The organism is Nocardia yamanashiensis, assembly GCF_021183565.1.
Taxonomy (GTDB): Bacteria; Actinomycetota; Actinomycetes; order Mycobacteriales; family Mycobacteriaceae; genus Nocardia; species Nocardia yamanashiensis.
This window is the reverse complement of sequence record NZ_CP089226.1, coordinates 1,526,419-1,544,360: the sequence shown is the minus strand read 5'-3', so window position 1 is coordinate 1,544,360 and position 17,942 is coordinate 1,526,419. Positions and strand designations below refer to the sequence as shown.

Sequence of the window (17,942 nt, the reverse complement as noted above, 5' to 3'; positions counted from 1 at the left end):
CTACATGCCAGCAATTCGCATGTGGGCGGCTCTGTTCGCCGTCACCGCGTTCGCCGCTGCGAGCTGTTCGTCCGATGACGACAGCTCGCAGTCCGGTTCGGATCTGATGGGCAAGACCTACCTCTCCACCCGGGTGGAGGGCACGCCCATCCCCGGCGGCGGCCCGCTGACCCTCACCTTCCGCGACGATCGCCTGACCGCGAACGCCGGCTGCAACACCATGACCGGCCCGGTCACCCTCGACGGCAATACCCTGAAGGTCGGCGATCTGGCCGCCACCATGATGGCCTGCCCCGGTGACCGCGCAGGCGCCGACGGCTGGCTGGACGGCCTGCTGCGCTCGGCCCCCGACTGGAAACCGAACGGCGCGGACCTGACCCTGAAGGGCAATGGCGTCACCGTCACCCTGCAGGATCGCAAGGTCGCCAAGCCGGACAAACCGCTGGTCGGCACCACCTGGATCGTCACCTCCCTGATCAGCAAGGACGCGGTCACGCGCTCGGCCACCCTGGACGCGGTACGCCCGGCGATCACCATCTCCCCCGACGGCGCGGTATCCGGCAGCGCGGGCTGCAACCGGCTCACCGGCAAGGCGGAGGTGTCCGGCACCGACGTGACCTTCCAGGTCGGCACCACCCGCATGATGTGCGAACCGGACGTGATGGAGGTGGAACGCCAGGTGCTGGCCGTGCTCGATGGAAAGACCACGGCCACCGTCGATTCCGATGAGCTCACCCTGCGCAATGCCGCCACCGGCACCGGTCTGGGCCTGCGCGCCGAGTGATTATTCGATATCGCCGGACGGTCTCGCGCCGGTACCGTCCGGCGCTATGAACCGACGATTACTGAACGTGGTGGATGTGGAGGCCACCTGCTGGGAGAAGGCCGCCCCGCCCGGCATGCCCAGCGAGATCATCGAGATCGGGCTGTGCGTGCTCGATACCGAGACCTTGGAGCGGGTGGAGAAGCACAGCATCCTGGTGCGCCCGGAGCGCTCCACCGTGAGCGAATTCTGCACGCGGCTGACCACTCTCACCGCCGCGCAGGTCGCCACCGGCATCTCCTTCGACGCGGCGTGCGAGCTGCTGCGCCGTGAATTCCACGCCGATTCGCGGCCGTGGGCGAGCTGGGGCGATTACGACCGCAAGCAGTTCGAACGCCAGTGCGCCGCAACGGGTGTGCGCTATCCGTTCGGCAGCGTGCACACCAATGCCAAGCTGGCCTTCTCCGAATCACGCGGCACGCACCGGCGTTTCGGCATGGCCGGCGCCCTGGCGATGACCGGATTGCCCTTGGAGGGCACCCATCATCGCGGCGGCGACGATGCCTGGAATATCGCCGCCCTGATCGCCGGGATGCTACGCGACGGCAAGTGGCCGGTCACGGCGTGAGCGTGCTGTTGCGAAACCGTAAGGGCGGCACTTCGAAACGCCTGCGGAAGGCGCGGCTGAAGGCGGCTTCGGAGTCGTAGCCGACGCGATGGGCGATGGCCGCGACCGGATCGCCGGTCGACCGCAGCAGTTCCGCGGCGCGGCTCAATCGGCGATCGGCCAGGTACGCGCCGGGCGAGCTGCCCAGCCGGCGGGTGAACCGCTCGGCGAAACTGGTGCGCGACATATTGGCCAGCGCGGCCAGTTCCGGAACGGTCCATGCCCGCGCCGGATCCCGGTGAACGGCGGTGATGACCGGTGCGAGCGCGGGATCCAGTGCGGCGGTGAGCCATCCGGGCGCGGCGGCATCGGCCGACCAGGCGCGCAGCGCGTGCACGAACAGCAGATCCAGAATCCGGGAGATCATGACCGCCGCCCCGGGCCGCGGATCGGTGACTTCGACCAGCAGCAGTTTCATGCTCAACGGCAGCCACTCGCGCCCCGGCGCCGATCCGCCGATGACAATGGCGGGCGCGAGCACCGAAAGCAAAGGCGCGGCCAGCATTTCATCGACGGCGTAGCTCCCGGTCACCCACCGCGCCGGCCCGCCGACGGCTTCGAGCCGATGCGCGTCGCCCCTCGCGAGCACCACCATGTCCCCGGAATCGACTGTGACGGTGACGTTCTCACCCGGCACCCGCAACCGCACCGTGCCCGACTCCACGATGTGCAGCACCCGCCGCGCGGGCAACTCCAGCTGTGCCCCGTCCGCCAGCGCGTACCGGTGCACCCCGTCCCCGCGCAGCCGCACCGTGTCCAGCAGCTCCGACAGCGCGTCCGGCACCGGATCGCAGTCGACGCCCGATTCCGGACGAACGGCAAAATCATCCGGCGTTCTCGTCATGGTATTTGCCTCATCATCCGATTAGCGTAGCCGTTGCTCGCAAGTGCTCGAACAACCGAAAGGCAACGTCATGGCGGACAAGCCGGCAATCGTTCTGGTTCACGGTTTCTGGGGTGGGGCGGCGCATTGGGCGAAGGTGATCGTCGAGCTGAAGCAGCGCGGATACGACAATCTGCACGCGGTGGAGAACCCGCTGACCTCGCTCGCCGATGATGCCGAACGCACCCGGAAGATGGTGCGGCAGCTCGACGGTCCGGTGTTGCTGGTCGGTCACTCCTACGGCGGCGCGGTCATCACCGAAGCCGGTGACCTGCCGAATGTGGCGGGCCTGGTCTATATCGCCGCCTTCGCCCCCGATGCCGGGGAGAGCCTGGGCCAGATCACCGAACAGCAGCCGCCCGCCGCGGTGGCGGCCATCGCCCCGGATTCGGACGGCTACGTGTGGATCGCGCAGGACAAGTTCGGTGAGAGCTTCGCCCAGGATCTGCCCGCCGACGAGGCGCTGGTCATGGCCGTCACCCAGAAGGCCCCGGTCGGTTCCACTTTCGGCGACACGGTCACCGCCCCGGCCTGGAAGCGCAAGCCGAGCTGGTACCAGGTCTCCACCGAGGACCGCATGATCCATCCCGACAACGAACGGCGCATGGCGCAGCGCATGAACCCGCGCGCCATCGTCGAATTGCCCGCGAGCCATGCCTCTTTGGCCTCGCAGCCCAAGGCCGTCGCCGATCTGATCGATCAGGCGGCCACCGAAATCGGCTGACCATATTCGCACGAAGCCCCGCCGCGGGCCGCACCGATCGACACGGTGCGGCCCGCGGTTCGTTTGTGACCATTCACAATTGACCCCCTGCGGATTCCACCCACTGGACGCGTGACCGGCATATCTCCGGGATTTCCCGCCCGCGCGATTTCCGGACCGACCGGATTGTGGAGATCATCACAGCGCGCGAACGCCCAGCGAACGTCTACATTCGAAACCCGTAGGGCTACAGGCAAAGTCGCCGTCGAGTCCGGGTTCCCACTTGTGCCGATGCCTATCGGCGCGGGAATTCATTTGTCCCGCTGCACAACCGAGGCCGATCGAGTCGTCCGGCGATTTCGTCGCGCCGCACGCAATCGCGACCGACCTCCATTCGCATGCCCAGAGGGAGTTGCCGGCGATGACTGCCGTGAACAGGGAAATCCGTCCGCTGACGGGGTATCAGCGCGATGTCGTGACCGTGGGGGCGCTGTTTCCGGAGCTGCCGCTGGCGCAGATCGCCGGGTATGTGCGGATCAGCGCGCCGCTGGACGTGGACCGGGTGCGCGAGTGCATGTTCCGGGAAGGCTGGCGGCACGAGGCGATGCGGATGCGCATCGACGCGCACGCCATGACGCAGTGGATCAGCGACGAAGCCGAATCGATCGATCTGGTCGATGTGAGCGGGGCCGCGGATCCGGACGCCGCGGCACAGGAGTGGGTGCGGCGGACCACCGAGACGGTGCTGCCGCCGGACGGGCAGTTGATCCGGGCCGCGATCGTGGTCGACGGCAGTGGATCGTTCCTGCTGTACGTCTGCGCGCATCACGCGGTGGTGGACCTCTGGGGGCTGACCATTCTGCTGCGGCATTGGTGCGAGGACTATCTGGGAGCGGAATCCGGCGCCGAGATCGCGGCGCAGAGCTATACCGAGTTCCTGAAAGCCGAAGGCGAGTACCGGAATTCGGAACGATTCCAGCAGGATGCCGCCGCGCTGACCGGTCGGGTGGCGGACCTGTCGCCCGCCTTGTTCGCGCGCGGGACAACGGTGCGGGAGCAGGCGCGCGGGCGGCGGACGCTGCGTTTGACGAAGGCGGACCGGGATCGGCTGCGCACCACCGGGCAATCGGTGTTCGCGGTGACGGCGACGGCCCTGGCCTGGTATCTGCGGCGCATCCACCGCGATGGCGACATCGTGCTGGGCGTGCCCCTGCTCAATCGGCGCCGGGAAGACCTGTACCTGGTCGGGCACACCGCCAACATGCTGCCCTTGGCGCTCGATATCGACGAATCGCTGACGCTGACGCAGCAGGCGGCGCTGACGGCGGAGGCCGTCAGCGAACTGACACTGCGGCAACGTTTTCCGCTGGGCGACCTCCAGGCAGCGCTACGCGAACAGGGCCACGGCGGCGGCAGCCTGTTCGACGTCACCTACTCCTACATGTCGCTGCCGGACCGAAAACTGCCCGACGGCATCGACGAGATCTCGGTGCTGTCCACCGGGTCGTCCCTGGACGCGTTGAACATCGCCGCGCGCGAGTTCCGGCGGGAGGGCACCATCGAGATCGATGTGTTCTACGCCGAGGACGTGTTCGACGCCGACTTCCCCATCGACGACGTCATCCGGCAGGTCTTCGCGCTGACGCGTGCGGCGCTGGACGCGCCCGATACGCCCCTGGCGGAACTCGACGCCCTGCTCGGCACCGATCACGCACGAATCGCGGGATTCGAAGGGCCCCAAGTCGGTCCGCTGGATCGGCACGCGACGATCGATGCGCTGGTGGCGGAGCAGATTCGCCGCACCCCGGCAGCGCCGGCCTTGGCGACACTGATCGACGGCATCGAAACCACACTGTCCTATGCGGAATTCGGCGACGAGGTGCGGGACCTCGCGGGCGCGCTCCGAGCCGATGGAATGCGAGCCCAGGAACCGGTACCCCTGTTGCTGCGCCGCTCCCCCGAACTGGTGATCGCCGTCCACGCGGTGCTCGCCGCAGGCGGCGCGTATGTGCCGATCGATCCCGATTACCCGCCCGCCCGCATCGCGACGATCGTGGACGACTGCGGTGCCCGGTTCCTCATCGCCGGCCCCGAATTCGAGGTCACCGCACGCGAGCTCGGCGTCACCCGGATCGACCCGCGAACAGCGCGATCCAGGTCCGGGGCGACGCCGTCCTCGACACGGCCGGACGATCTCGCCTATCTCATCTACACCTCCGGCTCCACCGGCAAGCCGAAAGGTGTGATGATCGAGCACAATTCGGTCGTCAACCGGCTGACGTGGATGCAGAACGCCTACCCGCTCACCGCCGATGACGTGATCTTGCAGAAGACGCCCGCGACCTTCGACGTCTCGGTGTGGGAGCTGATGTGGTGGGGTCTGGTCGGCGCCAGGGTCGCGCTGTTGCCGCACGGCGGGGAGCGGGATCCGAGGGTGATCGCGGCGGCCATCACCGGGCATCGGGTGTCGGTCATGCATTTCGTGCCGTCGATGCTGGGCCCGTTCCTCGATCACGTGACCGAGCAGGGAGTACCGGCCGCTGAGCTGGCTTCGCTGCGCCTGGTCTTCTGTTCCGGGGAGGCGCTCACGCCCGCGCTGGCGAATCGGTTCCGGGCGGTGTTCGCCGGTCTGGGGCTCTCGCACGTGCGGTTGATCAATCTGTACGGGCCGACCGAGGCGACCGTGGATGTGTCGTATTACGAAGTCGGCGCGCAGGTTTCGCGGGTGCCGATCGGGCGGCCGATCGACAATATCGCGCTGCTGGTGCTGGATCCGGCCGGGCGGCGCTGCCCGGTCGGCGTGGCCGGGGAACTCAATATCGCGGGCGTCGGCGTCGGGCGCGGGTATCACGGGCGGGACGACCTGACCGCGGCCGCGTTCGTCGCCGACGAGCGAGTGCCGGGCGGGCGGCGTTATCGGACCGGTGATCTGGCGCGCTGGCTGGCGGACGGGAATCTGGAATATCTGGGCAGGCTCGATGACCAGGTCAAGGTGCGCGGCAATCGAATCACGCTGGGCGAGATCGACAATGTGCTGGCCGAATGCCCGGGCGTGACGGCCGGTGTGGTGGTGGACGCGCGAGTGCACGGCGAGGCCACCACGCTGGTCGCCTACTACGCGGGCCCGGCGACCGACAGCGAGGTCGCCGAGCACCTGGCTACGCGGCTGCCCGGGTACATGGTGCCGTCGTATTTCGTACGCATGGAACGGATTCCGCTGACCGGCAGCGGCAAGGCCGATCGCAGGGCGCTGCCGTCACCGATCTTTCATCGATCCGAGACCCGTTCCGCGCAAACCGATTCCGAGCATCTGATCGCCGCGGCGTGGGCCGAGGTCCTCGGCGTCGAGGCGAGCGAACTGAGCGTGGACGACGACTTCTTCACCGTCGGCGGCGATTCCATTCTCGCGCTGCGCCTGCGGACGGCGGCCGAGCAGCGCGGGCTGCGGTTCGATATCGACCGGTTCTTCGCCCGCCCGACCATCGCCGATCTGGCCGCCGCCGTCGACGCGGGGGAGACCGTCGCCGATATCGGGGTTTCGCAAGCCCTCGAACTGATCCCGCTCATCGACCGGGGTGCGCTCGCCGACGTCGAGGACGCCTTCCCCGCCACCTCACTGCAGCTGGGCATGCTCTTCCACAGTCTCGAGCGCCGCGAATCCACGCTGTACCAGGACGTTTTCACCTATCAGCTGCGGATGCCCTGGCAGGAGGCCCCGTTCCGGGCCGCCTATGCGCGACTGGTGGCGCGGCAGCCCGCGCTGCGTTCCGGGTTCGACCTCACCGGCCGTTCCCTGCCGATCCAGATCGTGCACCACCAGGTGCCTGGCACATTGCGGATCGGCGCCTCCGAAACCGCCGAACCCTATGTGCTGGACCGGGCCCCACTGCACAGCATGCGGGTGCTGCCCGACGCCGACGGGTTCGAACTCACCTTCAGCTTCCACCACGCCATTCTCGACGGGTGGAGCGTCGCCAATCTGGTGCGTGAACTGCTCCAGGACTACCTGCACCTGATGGGCTTCGATATCGCCCCGGTGGACGCCACCCCGTACCCCGCGACCCTGCTCGCCGAATACGCCCGCGCGGAACAGGACGCGCGGAACGACACCGGCTCACGCGCCTACTGGTCCCGTCTCCTGGCCGATGCCCCCGCCACCGCCCTGTCCTCGACCCGCGCCTACGAGCCGCCGGCCGCCGACGGCCCGGTCGAGGTGAACGCGCTGCTCCCCCGCTGGCTGCGGCGCGCGATCAGCGCGACCGCGACCACCGAACGACTACCCCTCAAATCGATCCTGCTCACCGCCCACTGCCTCACCCTGCAAGCCATGACCGGCGCGGACGACATCGTCACCGGCGTGGTCTCACACGCCAGACCCGCTCGCGTAGGCGGCGATTCGGTGGCGGGGCTCTTCCTCAACACCCTCCCGGTCCGGCTCGGGAGCGCCCCGATCGACCGCCTCGACGCGGTACGGCACGTCGCGGCCCAGGAACGCGAGAGCCACCCCCATCGCCGCTACCCCCTGCGTGCGATGATCGCCGACCACGGCGGCGTCCCCTTCGACACCGCCTTCAATTTCGTCAACTACCACGTCTTCACCGGCGTGACCGCGGCGGCCGACCTCGCGCTCGCCGACTTCCGCATCCGCGAGGAAACGAACTTCGCGCTCCTGGTCACCGCCGCCGTCGATCCCCGCACCGACGACATCACCTTGCGCATCAGCGCGGGCCGCGACTCGCTGAGCCACCCACAATGCGAGGAATACGGCCGCCTCTTCATCGGTGTCCTGGCCGCGCTCGTGCGTGACCCGCACGGCCGCATCGACGCGGCCCACGCCCGCCTCGAGGACGCGGTCCACCAGATCGAAGCGATGGCGGCCCTGCGCCCGAACGCACCCGCACTGGTCGATGATTCGAGCACCTGGACCTACGGGCACCTGGACCGCGCCGCCGAAACCGTCGCCCTGCGTCTCCTGGCCGACGGCCTCCCCGCGAACGCCCGCATCGCGGTACAACTCGACCGCTCCCCCGCACAGATCGCCGTCGTCCTCGGCATCCTGCGCGCCGGCGCCGCCGTGGTCCCGTTGGACCCGTCCTACCCGGAAGCCCGCCGGGCCGCGATGATCGCGCGCGCCCACCCGTTCCGCATCCTCACCGACGTGCAGGACCTGCTCCCGCCGGTCCGTGCCGCCGCCCAGTCGGCCGCGGCGGGCGCGCTCCCGCAACAGGATTCGGATCGTGACGACCGCGCCTCTGGTCTTTCCGGTCACGTCGATCGCGCACACGGCCGGGCGCAGCTCGACGGATCCCCAACCGGCGACTGGTCCAACGCCACAGCGCCGCAGGTCGGCTCAGCTGCGGCCGGGCCCGCGCACAGCCCGGCTGCGAGCGGGTCGGCAGACGGCTCGAGCGCGAGCAGGCCTGCACGTGACGCGGCCGGGGGCGTGCTGCCCGCGATTCATCCGGAGTCGATCGCCTATGTGCTGTTCACGTCCGGGTCGACAGGTGAGCCGAAGGGGGTGGCGATGCCGCATCGCGGGCTCGCGAATCTGGCTCGGTGGCAGCGGCGGTCGGCGACGGCGGCCTCGGGCGGGGTGACGGTGCAGTTCGCGCCGTTGTCGTTCGATGTGTCGTTCCAGGAGATCTTCGCGACGCTGGCCGAAGGCGGGACATTGCGGTTGATCACCGAGGAGCAGCGGCGGGATCCGGCCGCGCTGGCGCGGGTGGTCGCCGAGAGCGGTGCGCGGCGGCTGTATCTGCCGTACGTGGCATTGCAGGCGCTGGCCGAGGCGGCCAAGGTGACCGGGGCGTATCCGACCACGTTGTCGGCGCTGGTGTCCTCGGGTGAGCAGCTGCGGATCACCCCGGAGATCCGGGCGCTGGCTGCCGCGAACCCGGGCGTGGTGCTGGAGAACCAGTATGGGCCAACCGAATCGCATGTGGCGCTGGCCTATTCGATGAGCGGCTCACCGGAGCGGTTCCCGGGATTGCCGCCGGTCGGAGGCGTCGTGGGAGCGGCCGGGGTGGAGTTGCTCGATGAGCGATTGCGGCCGGTGGCTCCCGGGGTGCCCGGTGAGATCTATCTGTCCGGCGCCGGATTGGCTCGCGGGTACGAGGGGCGGCCGGAGCTCACCGCACAGCGGTTCGTGGCGCACTCCGGAGGCGGAATCCGTTATCGTACCGGCGATCTGGGCATCGAGCTGCCCGGCGGGGAGATCGTTTGCCTCGGCCGCACCGATACCCAGGTGAAGGTGCGCGGGTTCCGGGTGGAATGCGCGGAGGTGGAGTTCGCGCTCGCGGAGATCGCGGGCGTGCAGCAGGCGGCGGTGGTGGCCCGGCAGCTGGCGGGTACCGACGCGGCGCTGGACGCCTTCCTGGTCACCGAACCCGGCACGGAACCGCTCCCCGCCGAACAGCTTCGGGGTGAGCTGCGCAAGCGGCTACCCGCCCACATGGTGCCCGCACGATTCCAGTGGATCGACGCGCTGCCCTTGACCCCCAGCGGCAAACGCGACGATGCCGCGCTGCGCCGCCTGGCGGAACGCCCCACCGAGGTCGCGGCCGGGCGGCCGCCCGCCGACGAATGGGAGCGGGAGATCGCCGCGATCCTGGCCGAGTTCAGCGGCACCGCCGAATTCGCCGCCGACACCGACTTCTTCGCCGCGGGCGGCACCTCCATCGGCGCGATGCGCGTGGCCATGACCGTCGCCGAACGCTGGAATGTGGAACTGCCCCTGGAGACCTTCGTCTCCACGCCGACGGCGGCCGGACTGGCGGCGGTGGTGCGCACGGGCGGCGCGGAACGCAGCTTCGATCCGCTGGTGCCGCTGGCGCATTCGGATTCCGGGGCGACCCCGCTGTTCCTGATCCACCCCATCGGCGGCAATATCGTCTGCTACGTGCCCCTGGCGCGGCATATGGGCGGCGATCGCCCGGTGTACGGGTTGCAGGCCGCGGGCGCGGTCCCCGGCACCACGCCGCTCACCACCGTGCAGGAGCTGGCCGCCTCCTATGTGGCGGCGATCCGGCGCGCGCACCCGCACGGGCCCTATCACATCGCCGGCTGGTCCTTCGGCGGCTATGTAGCCCTGGAAGTCGCACGGCAACTGGGTGATTCGGCCGTCGAGCAACTGGTGCTGCTGGACACCATGGCATTGCGTGAGACGCCGCCCGAACACGTGGACGAGAAGGATCTCATCGTCTGGTTCTTCGGCGAACTGCTCTGGTACGCCAAGGGCAGCGAGGCCGCCGTCCTGGACCTGGAGCAGCTCTTCGACACCTCCGCCACCGACCGCGAGGAACTGTTCGACTCGATCCTGCGCCAGTCGGTCGACCACGGCATCCTGCCGCCGGAGTCCTCCCCGCAGCTGGTGCGCCGGCTCTACGCGGTGTTCCACGCCAATTTCCAAGCGGCCCTGGCCTATCGAATGGCCCCGGTGCAGCGCCCGTTCACGCTGCTCCGGGCCACCGAAGGCCTGCCCGCGAGCCTCGAGACCGCACATCGTCTGGCGGGCACCATGTTCGGTGACGCCGACAACGGGTGGGAACGCTGGGCGAATTTCGGGTTGGATATCCGGGAGATCCCCGGCGATCACCTCTCCATGATGACCGAACCGAATATCGCGACCGTGGCGCGACTGCTCGCCGACCTGCTCAACCGCACCCCCGCCTTGGAATCGAGCTCTGGAAACGATTGATGGACACCGAGATACAGCGCCCGTTGAGCGCGAGCGAACGGTGGTACCACGTGTGCGACCGCCTCTCGCCGCTCAATGTGGTGGCGCGAGTCCGCGTGCACGGCGCCCTCCCCCCGGACGCCCTGCGCGCCGCCGCCCACGCCCTCACCGCCGAACACCCCCTGCTACGGGTGAGCATCGTGAGCGCCGCCGACGGCACCGCCCCGGCCTTCGTGCCCGCAGCCGACCCGCGCATCCCGATCACGACGGTGCAGGACATCCCGTGGGAGGAGCACGTCGACCGCGTCGAACTGAACACCGCCCTGGAGACGGACATCCGTCCCCTGCTGCGGCTCACCGACATTCGGACCGCCGCCGGAACCACCACGGAAACCCACGACCTGATACTGACGGTCTCGCACGTCATCGCCGACGCCACCACCGCCCTGACCTTGCTCCGGCGACTCGTCGAGCATGCGGCGGCAATCGATGCCTCCGCGCTGTCGGAGACCGTGGTCCGGCGGGAGGCGCTGCCCGCACCGGATGCCCTGCTGCCCAAATTGTTCCAGCGCGCGCCGGGGGTAGCGGCAGCGCTCGGGTCCGGGTTCGTGGATCAGGTCGCCGGGCTCGTATTGCGGCCGCGCCGGTTGCCGCCCGAGCGTCCGGTCGGCGCTACGGAGCGGCACAGCCGGCTGCTGAGCCGTGAACTCGCGGCCGATACGCTCGCCGCGCTGGTGACGCGTTGTGCGGCCGAGGAAGTCACGGTGCACGGCGCGCTGACGGCCGCCATGGCGCAGGCGTACGGGGACGTAATCGCGGCGGGCGAGGCCGCGCGGGTGACGATCGGCGCGCCGATGAACTTCCGCGACGAGTTGCGTCCGGCGGTGGGCGCCGACGAGGTGGGCGCGTATGTCGCCACGGTGCCGTCGCGGCCCCGGTTCGGGCCGGGCTCCGATTTCTGGGGTGTGGCGCGGGCGGTGAACCGGGAGCTGCGGCGGCGCAAGCGATTCCGTCAGCATCTGGCGCAGATTTCGCTGTTGCCGGTGATCTGCCCGGCGGCCCCCGCCACCAGTGCCCGGGCCGTGGCGCTGGTGGATGCGCGGGGCAACGGCAATATCTGCCTGTCGAACATCGGCCGCTTCGACTTCCCCGACCGGATCGGCGGGTGGCGGTTGTCCGGCGCGCAGTTCGTGGCCGGGATATCCATCAGCGGGAATTTCGTGGCGAGCGTGAACACCAGCCACGACACCCTGCACTGGAACTTCACCTATATCGAGGATGCCGTGTCCGCCGAGCGCGCCGTGCGCTTGGCCGACGCCTCGGTCTCCGTGCTCCATGCGGCCCTCGGGCTGCCCCACCGATCGAACAGCGAGAAGCCTTGTCCGACATCAGTAATGCCGTCCTGATCACGGGTTGTTCGTCCGGGCTGGGCCGGGCGGGCGCGCTGTGGCTCGCCGAGCGCGGGTTCACCGTGTTCGCGGGCGTGCGCGATCCGGAGGCCGCCGCGGGGCTGACCCGGACCGCGACCGGGGACCTGCGGCCGGTGGAGATCGATGTGACCTCCGCGGAGTCGATCGCCCAGGCGCACAAGGTGATCGGTGAGCAGCTCGGTCCCGCCGGCTTGCTCGGGCTGGTCAACAATGCGGGGATCAGCGTGTCCGCGCCGCTGGAATGCGTGCCCATCGAGGAGCTGCGGTATCAGCTGGAGGTCAATCTGATCGGCGTGGCCGCCATGATCCGTCAGTTCCTGCCGCTGCTGCGCGCCACCGATGGCGTCGGCAGCGGTCCGGCCGGGCGCATCGTCAATGTCACCTCCGGGGTCGGCCGGGTGGCGCTGCCGTATCTGAGCGCGTATGCCGCAAGCCAATTCGGCAAGGAGGGCCTCTCGGATGCGTTGCGCCGGGAGCTGGCCCCGCAGCGGGTGACCGTGTCGGTGGTCGAACCGGGCGCCATCGCCACCCCGATCTGGCGCAAGCAGGCCGAGACCGCGGCGCGGCTGCTCGACACCGCACCCGCCCCCATCGCGGCCCTGTACCGGGATCGTTTCACCGCGTTCTCCGCAGCCAATGCCGCCACCGCCACCGACGGCGCGACCACGCCCGTCGATGTGGCGCGCGCCCTCGAGCACGCTCTCACCGCTCGCCGCCCGCGCACCCGCTATCCGGTGGGGCGCGATGTCACCCTCGGCACCCTGGCCGCGCGCCTGCTGCCGGATCGCCTGCTGGACCTCGCCCTCACCAGGAGCATCAAATGAAAGTCCTGATCATCGGAGCCGGTGTGGCCGGCCTGAGCACGGCTGCCGCGCTGCGCCGGCACGGCATCGACGCCGAAATCTTCGAGGCGGCCACCGAATTGCGTTCGACCGGTACGGGGCTGGGCATTCTCAGCAATGCCACCGCCGTGCTGGACGCGCTCGGCATCGACGTCACCGTGGCGGGGCTGGGACGCATCACCGAGCAGTTCTTCATTCACGCCCCCGACGGGAAGGTGCTGCGCGCCTTGCCGTTCCGGTCCATGCAGGACGAGCTGGGCTTCCCCGCCGTCACGGTGGGCCGCGACGATCTCATGGCCGCACTGCGCACCGCGATCGGCGACACGCCCATCCACTTCGGGGCGCGCGTGACCGGTTTCGAACAGGACGCGCACGCCGTCACCGTCACCTTCGACGACGGCCGCACGGTCACCGGCGATGTGCTGATCGGCGCGGACGGCATCCGCTCGGCGATCCGCGCGCAGCATGCCGGGCCGGAACCGGTCAACGAGTACGGCTATGTGTGCTGGCTGGCCACCACCGAGTTCAGTCATCCGCTGGTGAAAGACGGTGTGGCCCGCCATTATTGGGGTCGCGGCCAGCGCTTCGGGTTGATGGATATCGGCGGCGGGCGCGTCTACTGGTGGGGCACCAAGAACGTCGGCGTCGAGACCGCGCGCGCCTACACCGGCGGCAAGGCCGGGATCGTGACCGCGTTCGAGGGCTGGGCGCCCGAGATCGGCGAGGCCATCGCCGTCACCCCGGAGGCCGCCATCGTGAGCGTCCCGGCGCAGGACCGGGATTTCCTGGACCGCTGGGGCACCGGCCGTTTCACCCTCGCCGGAGATGCCGCGCACCCCATGCTGACCAGCTTCAGCCAGGGTGCGGGCTCGGCCATCGAGGACGGGTATGTGCTCGCGCATCACCTGGCCGCCGACCCCGATCCGGTGCGCGCGCTGCGCGCTTACGAGGCCGCGCGCCGGGATCGCACCCGCATGCTGGTCGCGGGGTCGCGGCGGCTCAGCAAGATGGAGCAGCTCGAATCGGCCGTGCCGGTGCGGGTGCGCGACGCGATTCTGCGTTTCACGCCTATTCCGATCATGCGCGCCCAGAACATCGCCCCCATGCGTTTCACCCTGCCCGTCACCACCGCCCTGGAGCCCCGATGACCGCCTGGAAATCCGTCGAACTCGCTTGCGGGCCCATCGAATACCTCGATTCCGGGGAGGGGCCGACGCTGGTTTTCCTGCACGGCGCGATGAAGGACGCGCGGGTCTGGCGGGAGGTGGTGGCGCGGCTCGAACCGCACTACCGGTGCATCCGCCCGACCATGCCGCTGGGCGCGCACCGGCTGCCCATGCGGCCCGGCGCGGATCTCACGGTGGCCGGACTGGCGCGGTTGACCGGCGAGTTCCTCACCGCCCTGGACCTGCGTGAGGTCACGCTCATCCAAAACCATTGGGGCGCAGCCCAGGTCATGCTCGCCGAAGGCCAGGGCGAGCGGCTGTCGCGCCTGGTGCTGACCGCGTGCGAGGCCTTCGACAACTATCCGCCGGGCCCTCCGGGCCGCCTGTTCGCCCGCGCCGCCAAGGTGCCCGGCGCATTGGACGCGATGGCGCTGCCCATGCGCGCCCGCTGGTTCCGCACCCGGATGGGCGCGGCCGATGTCTCCGCGCTGCGCCCGCTCCCCCGCGATCTGGCCGATGAATGGCAGCTGCGCTTCACCGATCGCGCCGTGCGCGGCGATCTGGCGACGGTGCTGCGGGACAGCTACCTGCCGGCGGATCTGGCGCGCTGGGCCAAGGCCACCGAATCCTTCCCCGGTCCGGCTCTGGTGGTGTGGGCCGGCGGCGATCGGCTCATGCCGCGCGAGCACGGTCCCCGCCTGGCGGCGTCCTTCCCGCACGGCACGCTGGTGGAGATCGCCGACAGCGCCACCTGCCTGCCCCTCGATCAGCCGGTGGCGCTGGCCGATGCCATCTCCGAGTTCCTGGCCGCCACCGGGCCCGCTACCTGATCCACCCACCCACATCGCGGAGAAATCTCGCGCACCGGGTCGCGCTCACTACGGCGCGACGGGTTGCGCGGACCCGCCGCGCGCGGGCCCGACTCTCGATACCGTGGATCGCACGCCGGGCCGACGAATGCGGAGTTGCGGCGGAGATCGATGTTCCACATTTACGCTGATGACCCGGCGTAAGCGACATATCGGACAAATGGCGAGAGGGTGAGTCGGATCAACGAGCGGGAGGCGGAACTGGACCAATGGTTTCGCGCGGAAGTCACCGCCGCGAGACCCGGTCCCGCTCGCGCACAACACGAACCACTCGCGCCCGGCGCGCCCTGCACCGGCGCCGAGGCCCTCGAACTGTTCGACGCCCAGGTCACCGCGCGCCATCTGGATCTGATCGCCCGGCAGCTGGGGCGGGACGGGCGCGGGTACTACAGCATCGGGTCGGCGGGGCACGAAGGGAACGCGGCGGTCGCGGCGGCCTTGCGGGTCACCGATCCGGCACTGCTGCACTATCGTTCGGCGGCGTTCTTCGTGCAGCGCACCCGGCAGACGGGCGGCATCGACCCGATCCGGGATGTGCTGCTGGGGGTGCTGGCGGCGGCCGCGGATCCGATTTCCGGTGGGCGGCACAAGGTTTTCGGCAGTCACGCCGCGCATGTCATCCCGCAGACCTCGACCATCGCCTCGCATCTGCCGCGGGCGGTCGGGCTGGCGTTCGCCCTCGAGCGGGCGGCGGGACTGGGGGTGGCATGCCCGTGGCCCGCGGACGCGGTGGTGGTGTGCAGTTTCGGTGATGCGTCGGCGAATCATTCAACGGCGGCCGGGGCGATCAATACCGCCGTGCACACCGCGCATCTGGGCGTGCCGATGCCGATTCTGTTCGTATGCGAGGACAACGGGATCGGGATCAGCGTGCCGACGCCGCGCACCTGGATCGAGCACGCGTACGGGTCGCGGCCCGGGCTGCGCTGGTTCGACGCCGACGGGGCCGAGCTCACCGAAGCGCTGAGCGTGGCGACCGAGGCGGCGAAATGGGTTCGCACGCATCGCAAACCAGCTTTCCTGCGCTTGCGGACGGTGCGGCTGCTCGGGCATGCGGGCTCGGATGTGGAATCGGCCTACCGGCGTCCCGCCGAACTGGCGGCCGATCTGCGCCGGGATCCGGTGACGCGGACCGCGGAACTGCTCATCGCGGCCGGTGTCGCCACGCCCGGGGAACTCATCCGCCGATACGACGATCTCGGCGCGCGGGTCGCGGCCACGGCCGAAAGTCTGCGCGAGGAACCGAAACTCACCTCCGCCGCCGCGGTCATGGCGCCGCTCGCGCCCGCGCGGCCGACGATGGTGCGGACCGACGCGCTGCGCGGGACGGCGGGCGCGGACGGTGACAAGGGCGATCCGATGACATTGGCGCAGGCCGTCAATCACACGCTGGCGCAACTGCTCACCCGCGATCCCGACGTACTGGTCTTCGGTGAGGACGTGGGTCGCAAGGGCGGGGTGTACGGCGTCACCAAAGGCCTGCAGCAGCAGTTCGGCGTGCGCCGGGTCTTCGACACGCTGCTGGACGAGCAGAGCGTGCTCGGTACCGCGCTGGGCGCGGGCCTGGCCGGGTTCGTGCCCATTCCCGAGATCCAATACCTGGCCTACGTGCACAATGCCGAGGATCAGTTGCGCGGGGAAGCGGCCACGCTGTCGTTCTTCTCCGCCGGCAAGTACCGCAATCCGCTGGTGGTCCGGATCGCCGGCTACGGCTATCAGAAGGGCTTCGGCGGCCACTTCCACAACGACAATTCCCTTGCCGCACTGCGCGATATCCCCGGCATCGTGATCGCCTCCCCGTCGCGCGCCGACGATGCCGCCGCCATGCTCCGCACGTGCGTCTCCGCCGCCCGCATGGACGGGCGGGTCTGCGTCTTCCTCGAGCCGATCGCCCTCTATCACACCCGCGACCTCTACCGCCCCGGCGACAATGCCTGGCTGGCCCCCGCCGCCGCCCTCCGCCACGCCGAGATCGGCCGCGCCCGAATCCACGGCACCGGAACCCATCTCACCATCGTCAGCTTCGCCAACGGCGTCCCGATGAGCCTGCGCGTCGCCCGCCGCCTGGCCGCTCGCGGCATCCACGCCCGCGTCCTCGACCTGCGCTGGCTCTCCCCCCTCCCCCTGGAAGACCTCCTCGACAATGCCCGCGCCACCGGCCGCGTCCTCATCGCCGACGAAACCCGCCGCAGCGGAAGCGTTTCCGAAGCCGTCCTGGCCGCCCTCCTCGACGCCGGCTACGAAGGCCGCATCGCGCGGGTAACCAGCGAAGACAGCTTCATCCCCCTCGGCCCCGCCGCCAACACCGTCCTGCTGGACGAAGCCCGCATAGAATCGGCCGCCGACAAACTCCTGGCCACCCCTTGACCCGGGATAGACGACGAGCGGGCCCGGTGTCCTGTCCAAGGGACACCGCACCCGCCCGCCGCCCGACGCCAGTCCGGTCGGCGCCCCTGTGCCGACGAGGAGGCACAAGCTTCATCTACTGTCTACGTACGTAGATCGTACATACTAGTCCGCCTCCCGTCACCACCTGCCTCAGCCAGCCCCCGTGCGCTGCGGCAAACGATCGTTCCGGACTACCCTGCGAACGTGGAGTTCGAGAACAGCCCGGGTCTACGCGCCATCGACCTGATCGCCGCCCTGGCCTTGGTAGCAGCGGTGTTCTTCGCCGGCATGACCGCCACACTGCTCATCGGCTTCCTCGGCGCCCCCGGCGGAGCATCCAGCGAATGCACCGGCCAATGCCGCACCTTCGTCGACGCGGGAGCCGGCCTGATGGCAATCGGAACAATCGTCGTCGGATCCACCGCCCTGGTGCTGATGGTCCGCAACTGGTCGCTCAGGCGCCCACTGGTGATCTGGCCACTGCTGGCCATCCCGCTGCTGGCAGTTCTGGCCGGCATCGGTTTCGCGCTCGCCATGTACGGTCCAACCTGAGGTC

At 69.6% G+C, this 17,942-nt stretch carries 11 protein-coding genes; 10 read left to right on the top strand and 1 reads right to left on the bottom strand.

Going from position 1 to position 17,942, the window contains the following annotated elements:
• Positions 1-4 precede the first annotated feature (4 nt).
• Positions 5-784, top strand: coding sequence for an META domain-containing protein (locus LTV02_RS07355; protein ID WP_233039221.1), 780 nt, complete (start codon positions 5-7; stop codon positions 782-784).
• Positions 785-830: 46 nt separating this feature from the next.
• Positions 831-1,391 carry a 3'-5' exonuclease gene (locus LTV02_RS07350; protein WP_233039220.1) on the top strand — a complete coding sequence of 187 codons (561 nt, stop codon included), beginning with the start codon at positions 831-833 and terminating at the stop codon, positions 1,389-1,391.
• On the opposite strand, the gene LTV02_RS07345 is transcribed toward LTV02_RS07350, so the two are convergent.
• Positions 1,381-2,274, bottom strand: coding sequence for a helix-turn-helix transcriptional regulator (locus LTV02_RS07345; protein ID WP_233039218.1), 894 nt, complete (start codon positions 2,272-2,274; stop codon positions 1,381-1,383). The genes LTV02_RS07350 and LTV02_RS07345 overlap by 11 nt on opposite strands.
• Before the next feature lie 70 nt (positions 2,275-2,344).
• On the opposite strand from LTV02_RS07345, the gene LTV02_RS07340 reads away from it, so the two are divergent.
• The 8 genes from LTV02_RS07340 (at position 2,345) to LTV02_RS07305 (ending at position 17,938) form a co-directional block, all read left to right on the top strand.
• Positions 2,345-3,037, top strand: coding sequence for an alpha/beta hydrolase (locus LTV02_RS07340; protein ID WP_233039216.1), 693 nt, complete (start codon positions 2,345-2,347; stop codon positions 3,035-3,037).
• Between the two features lie 400 nt (positions 3,038-3,437).
• The gene (locus tag LTV02_RS07335; RefSeq protein ID WP_233039215.1) at positions 3,438-10,712 is read left to right on the top strand and encodes an amino acid adenylation domain-containing protein; all 7,275 of its coding nucleotides are present in this window, start codon (positions 3,438-3,440) and stop codon (positions 10,710-10,712) included.
• Complete coding sequence (locus LTV02_RS07330; protein ID WP_233039213.1) at positions 10,712-12,097, top strand: phthiocerol/phthiodiolone dimycocerosyl transferase family protein; 1,386 nt, start codon at positions 10,712-10,714, stop codon at positions 12,095-12,097. Before LTV02_RS07335 ends, LTV02_RS07330 begins: the two co-directional genes overlap by 1 nt.
• Entirely contained in the window at positions 12,070-12,945 is an 876-nt protein-coding gene (locus tag LTV02_RS07325; RefSeq protein ID WP_233039212.1) for an SDR family NAD(P)-dependent oxidoreductase, read from the top strand. Before LTV02_RS07330 ends, LTV02_RS07325 begins: the two co-directional genes overlap by 28 nt.
• On the top strand, positions 12,942-14,111 hold the full coding sequence (locus LTV02_RS07320) for an FAD-dependent oxidoreductase (RefSeq protein ID WP_233039211.1): 1,170 nt from the start codon (positions 12,942-12,944) through the stop codon (positions 14,109-14,111). Before LTV02_RS07325 ends, LTV02_RS07320 begins: the two co-directional genes overlap by 4 nt.
• Positions 14,108-14,959, top strand: a complete 852-nt coding sequence (locus tag LTV02_RS07315) for an alpha/beta fold hydrolase (protein ID WP_233039210.1) — start codon at positions 14,108-14,110, stop codon at positions 14,957-14,959. The genes LTV02_RS07320 and LTV02_RS07315 overlap by 4 nt, the downstream gene beginning before the upstream one ends.
• Positions 14,960-15,169: 210 nt before the next feature.
• Positions 15,170-17,365, top strand: coding sequence for a thiamine pyrophosphate-dependent enzyme (locus LTV02_RS07310; protein ID WP_233039209.1), 2,196 nt, complete (start codon positions 15,170-15,172; stop codon positions 17,363-17,365).
• Positions 17,366-17,590: 225 nt separating this feature from the next.
• On the top strand, positions 17,591-17,938 hold the full coding sequence (locus tag LTV02_RS07305; RefSeq protein ID WP_233039208.1) for a hypothetical protein: 348 nt from the start codon (positions 17,591-17,593) through the stop codon (positions 17,936-17,938).
• The last annotated feature ends 4 nt before the right edge of the window (positions 17,939-17,942 follow it).